General features: G+C 53.5%; 16 protein-coding genes and 1 riboswitch. Of the genes, 13 read left to right on the top strand and 3 right to left on the bottom strand.

The window, feature by feature from the left end; genetic code table 11:
* The first annotated feature begins 167 nt into the window (after positions 1-167).
* Genes EVJ26_RS03890 through EVJ26_RS03880 form a run of 3 tightly spaced genes read left to right on the top strand, consistent with a single transcriptional unit; the run spans position 168 to position 5,569 of the window.
* Entirely contained in the window at positions 168-2,579 is a 2,412-nt protein-coding gene (locus EVJ26_RS03890) for a 3-hydroxyacyl-CoA dehydrogenase/enoyl-CoA hydratase family protein (protein ID WP_131469793.1), read from the top strand.
* 19 nt (positions 2,580-2,598) lie between these two features.
* Positions 2,599-3,771 carry an acetyl-CoA C-acetyltransferase gene (locus EVJ26_RS03885; RefSeq protein WP_016510281.1) on the top strand — a complete coding sequence of 391 codons (1,173 nt, stop codon included), beginning with the start codon at positions 2,599-2,601 and terminating at the stop codon, positions 3,769-3,771.
* A 13-nt stretch (positions 3,772-3,784) separates the two neighbouring features.
* A complete protein-coding gene (locus tag EVJ26_RS03880; RefSeq protein ID WP_071397928.1) occupies positions 3,785-5,569 on the top strand; it encodes an acyl-CoA dehydrogenase family protein in 1,785 nt (594 codons plus the stop codon).
* Between the two features lie 146 nt (positions 5,570-5,715).
* Here EVJ26_RS03880 and EVJ26_RS03875 read toward each other — a convergent pair whose 3' ends face one another.
* Together EVJ26_RS03875 and tnpA are read right to left on the bottom strand one after the other, a co-directional pair.
* A complete protein-coding gene (locus EVJ26_RS03875) occupies positions 5,716-6,792 on the bottom strand; it encodes an RNA-guided endonuclease InsQ/TnpB family protein (RefSeq protein ID WP_131469791.1) in 1,077 nt (358 codons plus the stop codon).
* A gap of 4 nt (positions 6,793-6,796) precedes the next feature.
* Complete coding sequence (tnpA, locus tag EVJ26_RS03870; protein WP_083274102.1) at positions 6,797-7,195, bottom strand: IS200/IS605 family transposase; 399 nt, start codon at positions 7,193-7,195, stop codon at positions 6,797-6,799.
* 253 nt (positions 7,196-7,448) lie between these two features.
* Here tnpA and EVJ26_RS03865 point away from each other — a divergent pair, with 253 nt between their 5' ends.
* From EVJ26_RS03865 to gcvH, 3 genes are read left to right on the top strand one after another with little or no spacing between them, the layout of a single operon-like run.
* A complete protein-coding gene (locus EVJ26_RS03865) occupies positions 7,449-8,177 on the top strand; it encodes a hypothetical protein (protein ID WP_236635489.1) in 729 nt (242 codons plus the stop codon).
* A gap of 45 nt (positions 8,178-8,222) precedes the next feature.
* The gene (locus EVJ26_RS03860) at positions 8,223-8,576 is read left to right on the top strand and encodes an arsenate reductase family protein (RefSeq protein ID WP_131469787.1); all 354 of its coding nucleotides are present in this window, start codon (positions 8,223-8,225) and stop codon (positions 8,574-8,576) included.
* A gap of 48 nt (positions 8,577-8,624) precedes the next feature.
* Positions 8,625-9,008 (top strand): glycine cleavage system protein GcvH, encoded by a 384-nt coding sequence (gcvH, locus tag EVJ26_RS03855; RefSeq protein ID WP_070328736.1) that lies wholly within the window; start codon positions 8,625-8,627, stop codon positions 9,006-9,008.
* Positions 9,009-9,052: 44 nt separating this feature from the next.
* Here gcvH and EVJ26_RS03850 read toward each other — a convergent pair whose 3' ends face one another.
* A complete protein-coding gene (locus EVJ26_RS03850; protein ID WP_131469785.1) occupies positions 9,053-10,108 on the bottom strand; it encodes a PTS sugar transporter subunit IIC in 1,056 nt (351 codons plus the stop codon).
* Positions 10,109-10,297: 189 nt separating this feature from the next.
* On the opposite strand from EVJ26_RS03850, the gene EVJ26_RS03845 reads away from it, so the two are divergent.
* From EVJ26_RS03845 to sufD, 7 genes are all read left to right on the top strand, one after another.
* A complete protein-coding gene (locus tag EVJ26_RS03845) occupies positions 10,298-10,555 on the top strand; it encodes a thioredoxin family protein (protein ID WP_131468271.1) in 258 nt (85 codons plus the stop codon).
* 452 nt (positions 10,556-11,007) lie between these two features.
* Positions 11,008-11,113, top strand: a riboswitch (SAM riboswitch).
* A gap of 78 nt (positions 11,114-11,191) precedes the next feature.
* Complete coding sequence (locus EVJ26_RS03840; RefSeq protein WP_131469783.1) at positions 11,192-12,220, top strand: methionine ABC transporter ATP-binding protein; 1,029 nt, start codon at positions 11,192-11,194, stop codon at positions 12,218-12,220.
* Positions 12,210-12,872 carry a methionine ABC transporter permease gene (locus EVJ26_RS03835; RefSeq protein ID WP_131468275.1) on the top strand — a complete coding sequence of 221 codons (663 nt, stop codon included), beginning with the start codon at positions 12,210-12,212 and terminating at the stop codon, positions 12,870-12,872. Before EVJ26_RS03840 ends, EVJ26_RS03835 begins: the two co-directional genes overlap by 11 nt.
* A 28-nt stretch (positions 12,873-12,900) precedes the next feature.
* The gene (locus EVJ26_RS03830; RefSeq protein ID WP_131469781.1) at positions 12,901-13,731 is read left to right on the top strand and encodes a MetQ/NlpA family ABC transporter substrate-binding protein; all 831 of its coding nucleotides are present in this window, start codon (positions 12,901-12,903) and stop codon (positions 13,729-13,731) included.
* Between the two features lie 104 nt (positions 13,732-13,835).
* Positions 13,836-15,050 carry an MDR family MFS transporter gene (locus EVJ26_RS03825; RefSeq protein ID WP_131469779.1) on the top strand — a complete coding sequence of 405 codons (1,215 nt, stop codon included), beginning with the start codon at positions 13,836-13,838 and terminating at the stop codon, positions 15,048-15,050.
* Between the two features lie 172 nt (positions 15,051-15,222).
* Positions 15,223-15,984: a Fe-S cluster assembly ATPase SufC gene (gene sufC, locus EVJ26_RS03820; protein WP_131443294.1), complete on the top strand. Its 762-nt coding sequence runs from the start codon at positions 15,223-15,225 to the stop codon at positions 15,982-15,984.
* A gap of 12 nt (positions 15,985-15,996) precedes the next feature.
* Positions 15,997-17,265, top strand: a complete 1,269-nt coding sequence (gene sufD, locus EVJ26_RS03815; RefSeq protein WP_131468281.1) for a Fe-S cluster assembly protein SufD — start codon at positions 15,997-15,999, stop codon at positions 17,263-17,265.
* Position 17,266: the final 1 nt, after the last annotated feature.

Here is a 17,266-nt window from a genome sequence, read left to right as displayed (position 1 = left end):
CATATCAAAAAATAATCGTAAATCAGAAAAATGGAATGAATTTGAAAAATGAACGCTTGCGAATGAATTGTCGTTCATTTATGATAGAAGAGTAAACACGATGGTGATTGCGATTTTTTTTACGCGTGAAATGAATCACTATTCATTCTCATTTAGGGGGGAACAATATGACGAGTCACATCGAACAATCAGCCGACCTCCGTTTGACGAGCAATATCCGTTTTGCGGTCGTCATCGGTTCAGGAGTAATGGGGGCGGGGATTGCGGCCCATTTGGCGAACGCGGGGGTTCGTTCGCTCATGCTCGACATCGTACCACGTGAATTGACGGCGCAAGAAGAAGCGAAAGGGCTCACGCTCGAGTCACCGGAAGTGCGGAATCGCATCGCGTCCGAGAACCGTCATAAGTTGTTGAAACAAAATCCGGCGCCACTCGCGACGGCAGAACACTTGAACTTCATCGAGGTCGGGAACTTAGAAGATGACCTCGAGCGATTGAAAGAAGCCGACTGGGTCATCGAAGTCATCGTCGAACGGCTCGACGTGAAACAGCAACTGTTCGACAAAATCGCACCGTTCATCCGTGAAGACGCGATTCTCAGCTCGAACACGTCTGGGATCTCGATCGAAGCGATGGCGAGCGTCTTGCCGGAAGGATTGAAGTCACGCTTCCTCGGAACGCACTTCTTCAACCCGCCGCGCTACTTGAAGCTGCTCGAACTCATCCCGACGGAGAAAACGGCGCGCCCGGTCATCGATTTCATGGCCCGCTTTGCTGAGGACCGTCTCGGTAAAGGCGTCGTCGAGGCGAAAGACACGCCAAACTTCATCGGTAACCGCATCGGCACGTACGGCCTGCTCGTCACGTTCGAGGAGATGTTGAAACAAAACGCGACGATCGGCGAGATGGACTCGATCACAGGACCGCTCATCGGCCGTCCGAAATCAGCGACGTTCCGTACGCTCGACGTCGTCGGCATCGACACGTTCGTCCACGTCGCCGGTAACGTCTATGAGGCGCTCGAAGCGGGCGAGGAGAAAGATACGTTCGATGTCCCTGCTGAAATGAAGACGCTCGTCGAAAAAGGCTGGGTCGGACAAAAGTCTGGTCAAGGGTTCTATAAGAAAGACGGGAAAGTCATCCAGGAACTCAACTTGAGCACGTTTGAGTACGAACAATTGAAAGCGATTACAGGACCTGAGCTCGACCAAATCAAGTCGCTCCCAGGCTCGAAAGCGAAACTGAAAGGCGCGATCTTGAACAAGGGACGCGTCGGACAGTTGCTATGGCCGGTAACAGCGAAAACACTCGTCTACTCGGCACGCTTGACGGGTGAGATCAGTGACTCGATCGTCGCCATCGATGACGCGATGAAGTGGGGCTTCGGTTGGAAGTTCGGACCGTTCGAGACATGGGACGCACTCGGTGTCGAAAAATCAGTCACACGCATGAAAGCGGAAGGATATGCCGTCCCGGCGTGGATCGATGAGATGCTCGCTGCCGGACACACTTCCTTCTATAAAGGGGACCAGTATTACGATCAAGCGTCGCAGACGTACGTCGAGAAGACCGTCAACCCGAAAGAATTGAAACTTGCACCGCTCGCCAAGTCGAACGGGATCATCTTCGAGAACGGCGGGGCTCGCCTCATCGACATCGGTGACGACGTCGTCGCCCTCGAGTTCACGTCACCGAACAACGCGATCGGGGTCGACATCATGCAGATGATCGAGCAATCGATCGACCTCGTCGAGCAAGACTTCAAAGGACTCGTCCTCGCCAACGACGGTAAAAACTTCTGCGTCGGCGCCAACCTCGCGATGATGCTCATGGAAGCGGAAGACGAGAACTGGTATGAGCTCGACTGGATCATCAACAAGTTCCAACAAGTCGTTCAAAAAATCCGTTACGCAGGTCGCCCGGTCGTCGTCGCACCTTACGGCATGACACTCGGAGGCGGCACGGAGATCAGTTTGCCGGCAGCACGCATGCAAGCGGCGCTCGAGACATACATGGGACTCGTCGAAGTCGGTGTCGGTCTCATCCCTGGCGGCGGCGGCAACGTCAACACGTACCGTCGTCTACTTGAACAGACGCCGAAATCGATGCAAAACATCGAGAAGGCGGCACAGCAGACGTTCGAGAACATCGCGATGGCGAAAGTATCGAAGTCGGCGTACGACGCGAAAGCGCTCGGCTATCATCGTCCGGTCGACGGCATCTCGATGAACCGTGACCACTTGACGTTCGACGCGAAACAAACCGTCCTTGGACTTACGGACGGATACGTCGCGCCGATGCGCGAGAAGTTGCCGGTCGTCGGTCGAACCGGGAAAGCGACGCTCGAACTCGCAGCGTACGAGATGTTCTACGGTGGTTATATTTCAGAGCACGACTTGAAGATCGCCAAAAAACTTGCCCACGTCATCAGCGGCGGCGATTTGGCATACGGCACGATGGTCGACGAGCAATACTTCCTCGATATCGAGCGTGAGGCGTTCTTGAGCCTCATCGGAGAACCGAAATCGCAGCAACGGATGCAACATATGCTCGTCAAAGGCAAACCACTTCGGAACTGACAAAAGGGGGACTTAACAGATGAGAGAAGCAGTCATCGTGGCCGGTGCACGAACACCGGTCGGAAAAGCAAAACGCGGGTCGTTCCGAAACGTTCGTTCGGACGAGCTCGCAGGTCACGCCATCAAAGCGACGCTCGAGCGGTCGGGATACACGGGACCGATTGACGACGTCATCATGGGATGCGCCATGCCGGAAGCGGAGCAAGGGATGAACATCGCCCGCTATGCGGCCGTACGCGGTGGACTATCACACGAAGTGCCCGCCGTCACGATCAACCGTTACTGCTCGTCAGGCCTTCAAGCGATCGCGGACGCGGCAGCGAAGATCATGATCGGTCAAGCGACGGCGATCATTGCCGGCGGAATGGAATCGATGAGCCTCGTCCCGATGGGCGGACACGTCATCCGTCCTAACCCGACGATCATGGAGACGGCGCCTGAGTATTACATGAGCATGGGACACACGGCTGAGCGCGTAGCGGCCGAGTATAACATCTCACGAGTTGACCAGGACCTGTTCGCCATCGACAGCCATCAAAAAGCGGCGGCTGCGATCGCGGGCGGCAAGTTCGAAGAAGAGATCGTGCCGGTGACGGTCATCGAGCACGTCCTCGGTGAAGATGGGAAAGTCGCGGAGCGTGAATTCGTCGTCAAGCACGACGAAGGCGTCCGGGCCAACTCGACGGTCGAAGCACTCGGCAAATTGCGTCCAGCTTTCAAAATCAAAGGGTCGGTCACAGCCGGTAACGCGTCACAAGTATCAGACGGCGCTGCAGCCGTACTTGTCATGGAGCGGGAAGAGGCGGAACGCCAAGGCTTGAAGCCGATGGCGAAGTTCCTCTCGTTCGCAGTCGGCGGGGTCCGCCCGGAAGTGATGGGGATCGGACCGGTCGTCGCCATCCCGAAAGCGTTAGAGATGGCTGGTGTGAAGCTTGAAGAAGTCGGATTGTTCGAGTTGAACGAGGCGTTCGCGAGCCAATCACTCGGCGTCATCCGCGAACTCGGCATCGACCCGTCCAAAGTGAACGTCAACGGCGGCGCGATCGCCCTTGGCCATCCACTCGGTTGTACGGGCGCGAAACTAGCGGTATCGATTCTGCATGAAATGAAACGACGCAATGAGAAATATGGGGTTGTCACGATGTGCATCGGTGGCGGAATGGGCGCTGCTGGCGTCTTCGAATTACTATAAGGGGGAAATGACTATGGAACGTACAGAACACGAATTGATTAAAGGCGGTAGCTTTGTCATTGACGCACTCGACGCGGATCGTCTCTTCACACCGGAAGACTTTTCAGACGAGCATAAGATGATCGGGGACACGACGTCGAGTTTCGTCGACGACCGTGTCATGCCGGTACTTGGACGCATCGAAAAACATGAGTTCGATCTCTCGGTCGAACTGTTGAAAGAAGCGGGCGAACTCGGTCTGCTCGGTGCCGATGTACCTGAAGAGTACGGCGGTTATCAGCTCGACAAGATCTCGTCATCGATCATCACGGAACGGTTCGCCAAAGCCCGTTCGTTTGCCCTCAGTTACGGCGCTCACGTCGGGATCGGGACGCTTCCGATCGTCTTCTTCGGAACAGAAGAGCAAAAGCATAAGTACTTGCCGAAGCTCGCAACGGGCGAATGGATCGCAGCGTACGCGCTCACAGAGCCAGGCTCAGGGTCGGACGCGCTCGGCGCGAAGTCGACGGCTGTCTTGAACGAGGCCGGGACGCACTACGTCTTGAACGGTGAGAAACAATGGATCACGAACGCAGGCTTCGCTAACGTGTTCGTCGTCTACGCGAAAATTGACGGCGACAAGTTCAGCGCCTTCATCGTCGAACGCGACTACAACGGCGTCTCGACAGGTGCCGAAGAACAGAAGATGGGGATTAAGGGCTCGTCGACGCGGACGCTCATTTTACAAGACGTCGAAGTCCCGGTCGATAACCTGTTAGGTGAAGTCGGTAAAGGGCACGTCATCGCCTTCAACATCTTGAACGTCGGTCGTTACAAACTCGCGGTCGGAGCGGTCGGTTCATCAAAACGTGCATTCGATCTCTCGGTCCAATACGCGAACGAGCGCAAGCAGTTCAAGACGCCGATCAGCCAGTTCCCGCTCATCCAAGAAAAATTAGCGACGATGGCGGCGAACATTTACGCGATGGAGAGCTCGGTCTACCGCACAGGCGGCTTGTTCCAAGACAGCCTCGATGCGCTTGGTGACGAGAACATGCGCGACGGCTCGAAAGTCGCCCAATCGATCGCGGAGTATGCGATCGAATGCTCGCTCAACAAAGTGTTTGCGTCTGAGACGTTCGACTACGTCGTCGACGAAGCCGTTCAAATTCACGGCGGCTACGGCTTCATGACCGAGTACGAGGTCGAAAACTTGTACCGTGACTCACGGATCAACCGGATCTTCGAAGGAACGAACGAGATCAACCGCTTGATCGTCCCGAGCACGCTCCTCAAGAAAGCGATGAAAGGCGACTTGCCGCTCCTCGCCGAAGCACAGAAGCTCCAAAAAGAGCTCATGAGCTACATGCCGCAAGAGCTCGACGGTTCACCGCTCGCGCGCGAGAAGATGCTTCTATCGAACATGAAGAAGATCAACTTGATGATCGCCGGGACAGCCGTCCAGAAATATCAGCAGAACCTCCAAAACGAGCAAGAAATCCTCGCCAAGATCGCCGACATCATCAGCGCCATCTATGCGCTCGAAGCGGCGATTGCGCGGACGGATAAAGCGATTGCGCGGACTGGTATCGATAAGAACCAACAAAAAGTACGTTACACGGAAATCTTCGCCGAGCAAGTGTTCAAGCAAGTCGAGCTCATGGCGAAAGAAGTGTTGTACGCGGCAGCGTCAGGCGACGAGCAACGGATGTTGCTCTCGGCGATGAAGAAGTTCAGCCGCTATCAGCCAATCAACGTCATCGGTACGAAGCGCGAAGTCGCAGCGAGTCTCATCAAAGCGAACAAGTTCATCGTTTGACACTCCCACGGCTAAAGCCGCAAGCTCACCCCTTCGGTATGAGTGGGATTCTGAAGTGCTTGTGCGAACGCAGTCCATTTCTGTTTTGTTCAAGCCTTCAGATGAGGGTGTGCCATCACCCCTCCTGAGACAGACCGTATAGGTTCTCAGGCTGGTCGACTGTTACCATCGACCACAGGTGCGTATCGGATATTCATCGCACCGACTAGATCTCTGTGTTTTTTGAATCCGCACGGACAGGAATATGTTCGGTCTTTCGCTTTATTTTTTGCTCCACAAGAAGGGCATGTCTGGGAGGTGTAGGCCGGATTGACAGATTCGACCTTGATGCCTTCGAGCTTTGCCTTGTACGTGATGAATAGTGCCAAGCGATAGAACGACCAGGTGTGCAGGTTCTTGTTGTGTTTACGGCTTGTTCTTGCCGTCTGTCGGATGTTCGCCAATCTTTCGAGGTGGATGACAGAAATCTTGTTCTCTTTCGCGAAGTCGACGATCTCACGGCTCACCTTGTGATCTTTGTCTTTCATCCAGCGCTGTTCTTTGTTGTTCAGCTTCTTGATCGCATCCAGTTTCTTCTGTTGACCGAGCTCTTTCCGTTTCGCACGAAACTTGCGCTTCATATACTTGTTCTCACGCCCGTTCCCGAAGAACCGCGCCTTGTCACGATCTGTCGATGCGACGGCGGGGACTTTCAGGCCGAGGTCGACCCCGAGCACGTTGGTGCCCCCCTTCTCCGTCGTGGGGATCGTGACGGCGATCTGGGCGATCCACTTGTTCGACTTCTTGATGATGCGGAGCGTCCCGAGCTTGTTGGCGAGGAGCGTGGCGTTCCGGTTGTCCGGGTCGACCATCTCGGCGCGGATCGCCGTCTTCTTGACCTTTCCGTCGATCATGACCGGGAAGGAGATCGACTCGAAGTCGAACGAGTAGTTTTGGTTGTTCCAGGTGCAGTACGGCTTCTTGAGGACAGGGACGACCTGGAAGCCCTTCTTCTTCGCCTTTTTGAACATGCTCTTCGCATCCTGGATGGCCTGATTCTTGACGGCGCTCGGCAGATCGGAACTCACGTTTTTGCTCGTCAGCTTTAAGTTTTCTCGAGCCTGCACCATGTCCGAGACGAGCTGGTTCGTCGTGCCGATGTAGGTGCGCATCATCCGCTCTAAGATCGATTGTTGCTCTTTTGTCGGATGAAGTTTGATGTTCACCGTCAATGTCTGCGACACGGTGTCACCTCCTTGTCTTTTGTTCCTCGACATAACGCTTGATGGTCTCGCTGGAAACATTTCCGGCCGTCGAGACGAAGAAGGATCTCGTCCAAAGGCTTGTGAGATGTGTGAGATGGGGAAATTCCTCTCGTAGTCGCTTCGACGAGACGCCTTTGATGCGCGCCATGATGTCAGACGGGCTGAGGGATGGCAACGCCGACAAGAATAGATGTGTGTGGTCCCGATCACACGCGATGGCGATGAGTCGAATGTCGAGCTCTTCGCAGACATCACGGACGATCTCTTTGAATCGTTGCTCGAACGTATCGTCATCAAATAGTTTTCGGCGATACCTCGGGCAGAACACGAAATGATAATGGATCATCGATACGGTGGTTTTGGTTCTTCTGTAGTTGTTCATACGTCCATTGTATCATTAGATTTATTAGAGTGATACATTTTATCGGGATAAGATTCTGCTTGTTGATTTCTGAAATTCCGACTAACGGGACTCCGAAATCAAGCTCACGTTCATCCCACCACTAAAGGAGTGGGCTTTCTCGTTCGCAAATTCTGTAATAAAAATTTCTCGAACAGGGAGGGGTGGCCGGACGCGGTCAGCCCTTTCTTTTTCGCTTGATGAGAACGTACAATGAGGAAAAGGAGGAATGTTCATGAGACGTGATCAGCTGTTGGAACGGATGGAGAGGATTGGGGAATCAGTCGCGACAAAAGAAGGGGCGCTGATGTTGCTCGCCCTCGGTTCGGTTGGCCTCGAGACCGAGCGGCTCGACGATTACTCCGACCTCGATTTCTTTTTGATCGTCGAAGACGGGCGAAAAGCCCGCTTCATCGACAATTTGGACTGGCTCGAGGTTGAACCGCTGGCGTACCAGTTCCAAAACACGAAAGACGGCCATAAAGTCATGTATGCGGACGGTATTTACGCCGAGTTCGCCGTCTTCGATTTGCCTGAGATGCCACACATCGCCTACACTCCGGGACGGATCGTCTGGAAGCGGGAGGAAGCGCTCGAATCGTTCGCGACGCCGAAACTCGTCACACAGGCTCCCGACGCCGCGCACTGCTACGAAGAGGCGCTGACGAACCTGTACGTCGGTCTGCTCCGTGAACGACGCGGAGAGAAGCTCGCCGGCTTCGAACTCATCCAAGTCGCGGCCGTCAACAACGTGTTGAAAGCACATGGAGAGACGGGCGACCCGTTCAATCCGACGCGCCGGGTCGAGATACGGCACCCGGAGCTCGTCGCCGGGCTCGACGAGTGGCTGCCAGGTTACGGCAAGTCGGTCGAAGCGGCCGCGGCGATGCTGAGCTATATCGAAGCGCGTCACCCGGTCAACGCAACGCTGAAGCGAGAAATCGCACGCTTGCTCGAAGCGTGATTTGCGGGAATGGAGTATGCTACAGTAAAACAAGAGGTGATAAATATGGTGACACTATATGGCTATCCGCCATGCAGTACGTGTAAGAAGGCAGAGAAATGGTTGAAGGAGAACGAAGTCGCGTATACATACGTTCATATCGTCGAGGCGACACCGTCAAAAGATGAACTCGCGTCGATCTGGCAACAGTCAGGGCTGCCGCTCAAAAAGTTTTTCAATACGAGCGGGCAAGTGTATCGTAATGAAGGCATTAAAGATAAGCTCCCGAATTTGTCAGAAGACGAACAAATCGAGCTTTTAGTCAGCAATGGTATGCTTTTAAAGCGTCCAATCGTCACTGACGGTCAAAAATCGACGGTCGGTTTTTCAGAAAAGTCATTTACAGACGTTTGGGGCTAAGTGCTATAATACACATGTGAGTCTAATTTATTTGAGGGGGAAGTCAAGATGAGCAAAGTACCTGCAAATCTACGTTATTCAAAAGAACACGAATGGGTTGAAGTGAACGGAAGCGTTGCCCGCATCGGGATCACGGATTTCGCACAAAGCGAACTAGGGGACATCGTGTTTGTGGAACTTCCTGAAGTCGGCGGCACGATTTTGCTCGACGAGCCGTTCGGTTCGGTCGAATCGGTCAAGACGGTGTCTGAACTGTACGCACCGATCTCTGGGAAGATCACGGCAGTGAATGAATCACTCGCGGATTCTCCGGAACTCGTCAACGAAGCACCGTTCGAAGGCGCATGGATGATCGAAGTCGAGTTGAACGATTCAACGGACGTCGACAAACTCATGTCAGCCGAAGAATATGAAGCGATGATTCAAGGCTAACAAAAATCCCGGTTTCTCTTTATGAGAAGCCGGGATTTTTTGATTTAGTCGAAGTCGAGGCGGTAATGTTCAGGCTGGATGAGTGATGTCCGGTTGAACAGGCGATAGAAGACAATCCCGAGCGTCACCGGAATGAGGCCGAACAAGACGATGACGAGCATGACGTTCCATAGGGCGAATCCGCCTGGCATCAAGTGCAGGGCGTTGACAGGTCCGATGAGCCCGGAGACGCCGAAACCGGCGCTGATCGGTGTCCCCTCGATACGGAGGATACCGGCGAGCGCCCCGAGAATGGCCGCGTTCGCGAGCACAGGCAGCATCATGATCGGACGGCGGACGAAATTTGCCATTTGAATTTTCGGTGAGCCGAGGAAGTGAGCGATTGATGTCCCGGTGGCATTCATCTGCCACCCGGCGATGGCGAGACCGAAGCCGGCCGCGACGACACCGAGGTTGGCGGCCCCGGCGGCAACACCGGACAGGCTGATCGCCGTCGCGATCCCGACCGTCGAGATCGGAGAGACGATGATGAGCGAGAACGCCATCGCGATCAACATGCCCATCATAATCGGCTGGAGTTCAGTCATCGTCATGATGATGGTGCCGATGTACGTCGTGATCTGGGAGATGTACGTGAGTAAGAACATGCCGATCCCGCCGGCGATGACGATGACCGTCATCGGTAAGACGAGCACGGTGTACGTCTTTAATCGTGGTGACAACTGCATGACCATATATGTCGCAAGTGCGGCCGTCACGCCGGCCGTGATGACGTCACCGATTCCGGCCATGAGGAACGCACCTGCCTCGATGCGGATGGCGCCGCTCCCGACCTGGGTCGCAATGCCGATCGTGCCGGCCTCGAGCGCAGAACGTCCGAACTGCATGGCAACGGCTACACCGATGATGACGGGTAAGAGGCGCATCGCGATCGTCGTCGCATCTAAGATGAACTGTAGCGACGGAATATAAGGAAGGATTGCTTTCGTGAGCTCGCCGAGGAGCGCGCTCGGGATGAGGGCGATTAAAATGGCGAGGCTGAGTCCGTTCAATACGTTCATCAAAAATTGTTTGCCTGTCAGTTTCGTTTGTTCCGTCATGGGTGGATTCACCTGTCCTTTTCTACGTGTTTGCTGTTATGTACGAAAGCGATAAAGTTAATGACCATACTATGCCTCTTTTGGGCGAGCGTCAACAAGAAATGTTGAACTATTCAGATTTTTCCAGTTGAGCACAACTTTTGAACAGATCGACTCACATTCATATACTTATAGAAGAGGTGAGAGAAAATGATTTCAGACGGATTGTTATATATATACGCCCCGATGTGTGGAACATGCGCTGTGGCCGAGCGGATGCTCGCGGTCGTCGAAGCGGTCGACCCGACACTCGCGATCGACAAGCAGGACGCCAACTTTATCCCGCAAGAGTTAGAAGCGTATCAAGTGATGAGCGTACCGGCGCTGTTAAAGCTTAAAGACGGCCAAGTCGAAGACCGATTATATGCGTTTCAAAACGTGCAGCACGTCCTATCTTTCGTTAAATGAGATAGGATGATTAGAATAATCAGAAAATTTTAAATAATCAGTTGACACAGAAAGTTCACGAATGGTATATTCATTACAACATCTTACTTGAACACAATATAGGACGAGATTTTCCAGCCATCAAGACGTTTTAGAACAGCCGGTGCATCACTTTACGCGACTTTTAGGTGGACCTTCCCTTAGATTGTCCCCCAAAAAAATCAAGCGCAGGGACACCGACCGCGTAACCGCACGGTACGTTCTAAGGCCGAGTGATGGATGGCTTGAATCCCCCATATAAGGATGAACACTCTGATCGGGCAAAAGAGTTTCATCTATGGGTTGTCCTTCCGTGACTCAAGGTGCTACGTTCTGTGTCATCCTCGGATGGCACCTTTTTTTGATTTTTCGCACAAAATAGTTTGACATGAAAATAATGTGTCGCTATTATAAAGCTAATCGAATAAACAACACTCTTATCAAGAGAGGCTGAGGGACTGGCCCTATGACGCCCAGCAACCGCGGAGCAATCCGAAATGGTGCTAATTCCAGCAAGGTGAGAACCTTGGAAGATGAGAGCAATCGTTGTCCGTACCGATAAAGTACGCACGTTTGCTCAAACGTGTGTACTTTTTTTGTTGTCAGGAGGGAAAGGTATTGATTCAATTACGTAACGTGGCCAAATGGTTCGACACGAAGAACGGTCGGGTCCAGGCGGTCGATGATGTGTCGCTCACAATCGAGAGCGGCGAAATTTTTGGAATAATCGGATATTCAGGGGCGGGGAAGTCGACGCTCATTCGTCTGCTCAACCGGCTCGAGGCACCGTCAAGCGGTGAAATCGTCGTCGCCGGGAGCGAGCTGACGAAGCTCACTCCGAAAGAACTGCGCGGGGTGCGCAAAAACGTCTCGATGGTGTTCCAACACTTCAACTTGTTATGGTCGCGCACGGTCGCTGAGAACATCAGCTTCCCGCTCGAACTGATCGGGGTACCGGCCAGTGAACGTAAACGCCGCGTCCAAGAGCTCGTCGATCTCGTCGGTCTCGCCGGACGTGAAGACAGCTATCCGTCGCAACTATCGGGCGGTCAAAAACAGCGAGTCGGGATTGCCCGCGCGCTCGCTACAAATCCAGAAGTGCTCCTCTGCGATGAAGCGACGAGCGCACTCGACCCGAAGACGACCGATTCGATCCTCGAACTGCTCGTCAGCATCAATAAGAAACTCGGACTGACGATCGTCCTCATCACCCATGAGATGCACGTCATCCAAAAAATCTGTCATCGCGTCGCCGTCATGGAGGCAGGGAAGGTCGTCGAGACCGGCCAAGTCGCGGACGTGTTCCAACATCCGGAACAGCCGATCACGAAAGAGTTCGTCAAACAGATCGGTGCCGTCGACGACATGTCGCTCACGTTCGAGCATTTGAAAGCACGTTATCCGAGCGGCCAAATCGTCAAGCTCAAGTTCTTGAACGAGACGGCCGAACAGCCGATTTTATCGGAAGTGTTGAAACAGCACGACATCGGCTTCAACATCATCGGCGGTAACGTGACGCAGTCGCAAGTCGGTGCGCTCGGGACGCTATTCATCCAATTGATCGGAGAGCCGGCTGAAGTCGAGCGGGCCATCGCCTCAATCCGGTCGCAGGCAGTGGGAGTGGAGGTAGAAAACGATGTTTCCTAATGTAGACTGGCAAGTCATGTTCGAACAGACGTGGGAGACGCTCTATATGACGCTCGTCGCGGGAGCCGCGACATTCGTCATCGGTCTCGCCCTCGGCATGCTCTTATATGTCACGAACGAACCACTCATGACGAAGAATCGTCCGATTTACACGATCATCAGCGCGGTCGTCAACGTGTTCCGCTCGATCCCGTTCATCATTTTGATCATCTTGCTCATCCCGTTCACACTCCTCATCGTCGGGACGATGCTCGGCTCGACGGCGGCGCTCCCGGCGCTCATCATTGGGGCGGCCCCGTTCTATGCGCGCATGGTCGAGCTCGCGCTTCGTGAAGTCGACCGCGGCGTCATCGAGGCGGCCGAGTCGATGGGCGCGACGAAATGGCAGATCGTCTATAAAGTGTTGTTCCCGGAAGCACTCCCGGCCATCGTGTCAGGCATCACGGTGACGATCGTCGCCATCGTCGGTTACACGGCCATGGCCGGAGTCGTCGGGGGCGGTGGCCTCGGGAACTTGGCGTTCCTCGAAGGGTTCCAGCGTTCACAAAGCGACGTCACGTTCGTCGCGACCGTATTGATCTTAGTCATCGTCTTCGTCGTTCAGTTCATCGGCGATCGACTCGTCTCAAAAATCGACAAGCGTTCCGCTTGATCAAATAGAAAATTTGGAGGGTATCATAATGAAATCATGGAAAACAGTACTCGGATTGACAGCAGCTTCAGCACTCACAATTCTCGCGGCATGTGGCGGCGGGGACTCAGAATCAGGCTCGGGCGACGATAAAACGCTCATCATCGGCGCGTCGAACGTACCACACGCCGAGATTTTAGAGCACGTCCAAGACGAATATGAAGAAAAAGGCTACACGCTTGAAATCAAGAAGTTCCAAGACTACGTGCTCCCGAACAAAACGCTCGCGAATGGCGAGCTCGACGCGAACTACTTCCAACACGAGCCGTACCTCGAGTCACAAATGGCTGAGAACAAAGACTATAAATTCGCTTCAGCCGGCGGCGTCCACATCGAGCCGATCGGTGTCTACTCACAAGACTACAAATCACTCGATGAGCTTCCGGACGGCGCTGAAATCATCATGAGCTCGTCGGTCGCTGACCACGGACGAATCTTGACGATGCTTCAAACAGAAGGCTTGCTCACGCTCGCTGACGGCAAGACGACAGACGCGACAGTCGCTGACATCGTCGACAACCCGAAAAACTTGAAGTTCAAGACGGACGTCGAAGCGGCACTTCTCCCGCAAGCGTTCAACAACGGTGAAGGCGATGCCGTCCTCATCAACACGAACTACGCGATTGATGCCGGCCTCAACCCGCTCGAAGACGCAATTGCTCTTGAAGGCGAAGACTCACCGTACGTCAACTTGATCGTCACGCGTGAAGGCGACGAGGACGATGAGCGCGTCAAGGCACTCCTTGAAGTATTGACATCAGAAGAGACACAACAGTGGATCTTAGATGAGTACAAAGGTGCGGTCGTACCGGTTAAATAATGATTGATTTTAGGCTTGGGACATCCCGGGCCTTTTTTGTTTGCAGTGGTTTTGCTTCAATAATAGAAGTAAACTATTTATATGTAGAAAAAGGGGGGATCCGGGTGAGCATACGACACATTCATCCGCTGACGCTTGGCGTCTTGTTCGGTACATTTTTTGCACGGCTGTCGACGTTTTTTGTCATGCCGTTTTTTGCGATTTATCTCGCGACGCTCGGTTTCTCGGCGAGCGTGATCGGGACAGTGTTCGCGACGTCGGCATTATCCGGTCTATTTATGAGCTTTTTCGGGGGGACGCTGTCTGACCGCTACGGGCGCAAACAGCTGATGTTGATCGGTATCGGCTTGAACGCTTTGACGTTCACCGGCTTCGCGCTCGCAACCGAGTTGATTTGGTTTTACATATTTTCGGTATTGATGGGGGTTTCACGTTCATTCCTTGAACCGGCGTCTCGGGCCTTGATCAGCGACACGACGCAACCTGACCAGCGTGTCATCGTCTATAACGTGCGCTACTTCATGATCAACATCGCTGCGGCGATCGGACCGCTCCTTGCGGTCGTCTTATCACTTACGGGAGCGAAGAGCGCGTTCTTCGTCGTGACCGCCGTCTATGTCCTTTACGGCCTCGTCATCTCGACGTTGTTCCGGAAATATCCGTTTGAAGAAGGGGACGGCGTCAAAGTCCGGCCGCGCCTGACGGAGACGTTCCGTGTGTTAAAAGAAGACAAGACGTTCCGCTTCGTCATCATCGGCATGATCTTCGCCATCATCGGCTACAGTCAATTCAATTCGACGTTGCCGCAGTTCATCGCGTTTCACGACGGATTCAGTGACGGGTCGCGCCTGTTCGCTTATCTGTTGACGGTCAACGCGATCACCGTGCTCATCGTGCAGTATCCGATCATGCGGTTCGGCATTCGCGTCTCACCGATCAAGTCGCTGTTCTTTGGGATCGCGACGCTCTCGATTGGGCTGTTGTTAATCGGCTTCGCTGCCGAGGTGTGGGTATTGTTCGTCGCGATGGTCATCTTCACGGTCGGGGAAGTGCTCATGTTCACGATGACGGACGTGTTGACGGACGAGTTGGCACCGGAACATTTGCGTGGCACGTATTTCGGGGCGATGGGGTTGACGGCACTCGGTCAATCGATCGGGCCGGTCATCGGCGGACTGCTGCTCGACGGCTTCGACAACGCGTCGCTCCCTGTATTTGGGAGCCTAGCCGTTCTGACCGCGTGTGGCGCCTTTTTCTTCACCGGCGCGCTACGGGAAAAACAAGCGAATTCGGCTCAAGTCGAGGAAAATGTTGGATAATATCTTGATTTCCCGATGTTCTCATTCTCAACATTTATGTTCTATTGAGAATGAAATATAAGGTGAGTCGCTTGAAATAAAAAATTGCCTAGATTAAGATTAGAATATATCTAATCTACGCCACAAATGGCGAGAAAACGGAAGGGGTATCCGAATGTCTAACGTACCACACATGAAAATTGATGACCTCCGCGTCTCAATCGAAGGAAAAGAGATCGTCAAAGGTCTTAATCTTGAAATTAAAGGTGGCGAAATTCACGCCATCATGGGTCCTAACGGGACTGGTAAATCAACACTCGCATCTGCCCTCATGGGTCATCCATTGTACGAAGTGACAGGAGGAAGCGTCGACTTGAACGGAGAAGACGTCCTCGAGATGGAAGTAAATGAACGTGCGCAAGCAGGCATGTTCCTCGCGATGCAATATCCGGCTGAAATCAGCGGTGTCACGAACGCCGACTTCTTGCGTTCAGCGATCAACTCGCGCCGTGAAGAAGGCGAAGAGATCTCACTTATGAAATTCATCCGCGAACTCGATTCGAAGATGGGCGTTCTTGAGATCCCTTCAGAAATGGCACACCGCTATTTGAACGAAGGCTTCTCGGGCGGAGAGAAAAAACGTAACGAGATCCTTCAAATGATGATGATCAAACCGAACATCGCGATTCTTGACGAGATCGATTCAGGTCTTGATATCGATGCGCTCAAAGTCGTCGCCAAAGGCGTCAACGAAATGCGCACTGAAGAGTTCGGTTGCTTGATCATCACGCACTATCAGCGTCTCCTCAACTATATCGAGCCAGACTTCGTCCACATCATGATCGACGGGAAAATCGTCATGTCGGGTGGCAAAGAGCTCGCACAACGACTCGAAGCAGAAGGTTACGACTGGGTGAAGCAAGATCTTGGGATGACAGTAGACACAGAAGCGTAAGGGGGCTGTACGATGACCGTACAATTTGAATTAGATGCACAAGCAGTAGCGGCACGTGCAGAGGCGCTCGGTGGACCAGCATGGATGGTCAACCGACGTAAAGAAGCAGCAGAACTTGCGCCGACTCTCGCCTTGCCTAAAGTTGAAAAGATCAAGATTGATAAATGGGATTTCACAAGCGGAGACGTCGAACTCGCGAAGCTTGACGGGTTGACGCCTGAAATCGAAGCATTGCTCGGAGACCACCGGACAAACGTGCTCGTTGAACGCAACGGTCATGTCGTCTATAACGAACTTACGATGCCGGAAGGCGTCTTGTTCATGGGAATCCAACAAGCGATGGAACAACATCCGGACCTCGTCGAGAAATACTTCATGACAGAAGGCGTTCGGGTTGACGAAGATCGCTTGTCTGCCTTGAACGCAGCGCTCACGAACGGTGGGGCTTTCTTGTACGTCCCGAAAAACATGCAATTGAAAGACCCGCTCCAAGCCATCTTCACGATGGAACAAGCGAACGGTTCGTTGTACCACCATACGATCGTCGTCGCCGACGAAGGCAGTGAAGTGACGTATGTCGAAAGTTTCTTGTCGAACACGAATGAGCCGCACACGGTCAACGCCGTGACGGAAGTGTTCGTCGGAGCGAACGCGAAAGTCGTATTCGGTGGGGTCGACCAGCTCGCTGAGTCAGCACTCACGTTCATGAACCGCCGCGGTGTCGTCTACGAGAACGCTCATCTTGATTGGGCACTCGGACATATGAACGACGGCAACTCGCTCGTCGAGACGAAGACGCATCTCGTCGGAGACAACACGTACTCGAACACGAAAGCGGTCACGATCGGTCGTGGCGCACAGAAACAAAACTTCAACATCCGGACCGACCACTTTGGGAAGTCGTCGGAAGGATTCATCTTGATCCACGGTGTTCAAAAAGACTCGGCAACGGCGATCTTCAGCGGGACATCGATGATTCATCACGGTGCCTCGAAGTCGAACGGTGTCCAAACGGAACGCGTCCTCATGTTGTCTGAAAAAGCACGGGGCGACGCCAACCCGATCCTCCTCATCGATGAGGATGACGTTATGGCCGGCCATGCCGCTTCAGTCGGACGCGTCGACGACATTCAGTTGTACTACTTGATGAGCCGCGGTCTGTCGCGTAAAGAAGCTGAACGTTTAATCATTCACGGATTCTTGAACCCGGTCGTCGAGCAACTCGCGATCGAGTCGGTCAAAGACCGTCTCCGTGAAGTCATCGAAGGGAAAGTGCGTTAAG

Source organism: Exiguobacterium sp. SH3S1 (genome assembly GCF_004337105.1).
GTDB classification, from domain to species: Bacteria; Bacillota; Bacilli; order Exiguobacteriales; family Exiguobacteriaceae; genus Exiguobacterium; species Exiguobacterium aurantiacum_A.
The sequence above is the reverse complement of the archived record's forward strand: the minus strand, read 5'-3'. Positions and strand labels throughout refer to the sequence as shown.

Excerpts from the sequence above, each read along its gene's own strand:
- EVJ26_RS03835 (WP_131468275.1), top strand. The coding sequence starts at position 12,210 with ATGTTTCCTAATGTAGACTGGCAAGTCATGTTCGAACAGACGTGGGAG.
- EVJ26_RS03830 (WP_131469781.1), top strand. The coding sequence starts at position 12,901 with ATGAAATCATGGAAAACAGTACTCGGATTGACAGCAGCTTCAGCACTC.
- tnpA (WP_083274102.1), bottom strand. The coding sequence starts at position 7,195 with ATGAACAACTACAGAAGAACCAAAACCACCGTATCGATGATCCATTAT.
- EVJ26_RS03880 (WP_071397928.1), top strand. The coding sequence starts at position 3,785 with ATGGAACGTACAGAACACGAATTGATTAAAGGCGGTAGCTTTGTCATT.
- sufC (WP_131443294.1), top strand. The coding sequence starts at position 15,223 with ATGAAAATTGATGACCTCCGCGTCTCAATCGAAGGAAAAGAGATCGTC.
- EVJ26_RS03845 (WP_131468271.1), top strand. The coding sequence starts at position 10,298 with ATGATTTCAGACGGATTGTTATATATATACGCCCCGATGTGTGGAACA.
- EVJ26_RS03860 (WP_131469787.1), top strand. The coding sequence starts at position 8,223 with ATGGTGACACTATATGGCTATCCGCCATGCAGTACGTGTAAGAAGGCA.
- EVJ26_RS03865 (WP_236635489.1), top strand. The coding sequence starts at position 7,449 with ATGAGACGTGATCAGCTGTTGGAACGGATGGAGAGGATTGGGGAATCA.
- EVJ26_RS03890 (WP_131469793.1), top strand. The coding sequence starts at position 168 with ATGACGAGTCACATCGAACAATCAGCCGACCTCCGTTTGACGAGCAAT.
- sufD (WP_131468281.1), top strand. The coding sequence starts at position 15,997 with ATGACCGTACAATTTGAATTAGATGCACAAGCAGTAGCGGCACGTGCA.
- EVJ26_RS03850 (WP_131469785.1), bottom strand. The coding sequence starts at position 10,108 with ATGACGGAACAAACGAAACTGACAGGCAAACAATTTTTGATGAACGTA.
- gcvH (WP_070328736.1), top strand. The coding sequence starts at position 8,625 with ATGAGCAAAGTACCTGCAAATCTACGTTATTCAAAAGAACACGAATGG.
- EVJ26_RS03885 (WP_016510281.1), top strand. The coding sequence starts at position 2,599 with ATGAGAGAAGCAGTCATCGTGGCCGGTGCACGAACACCGGTCGGAAAA.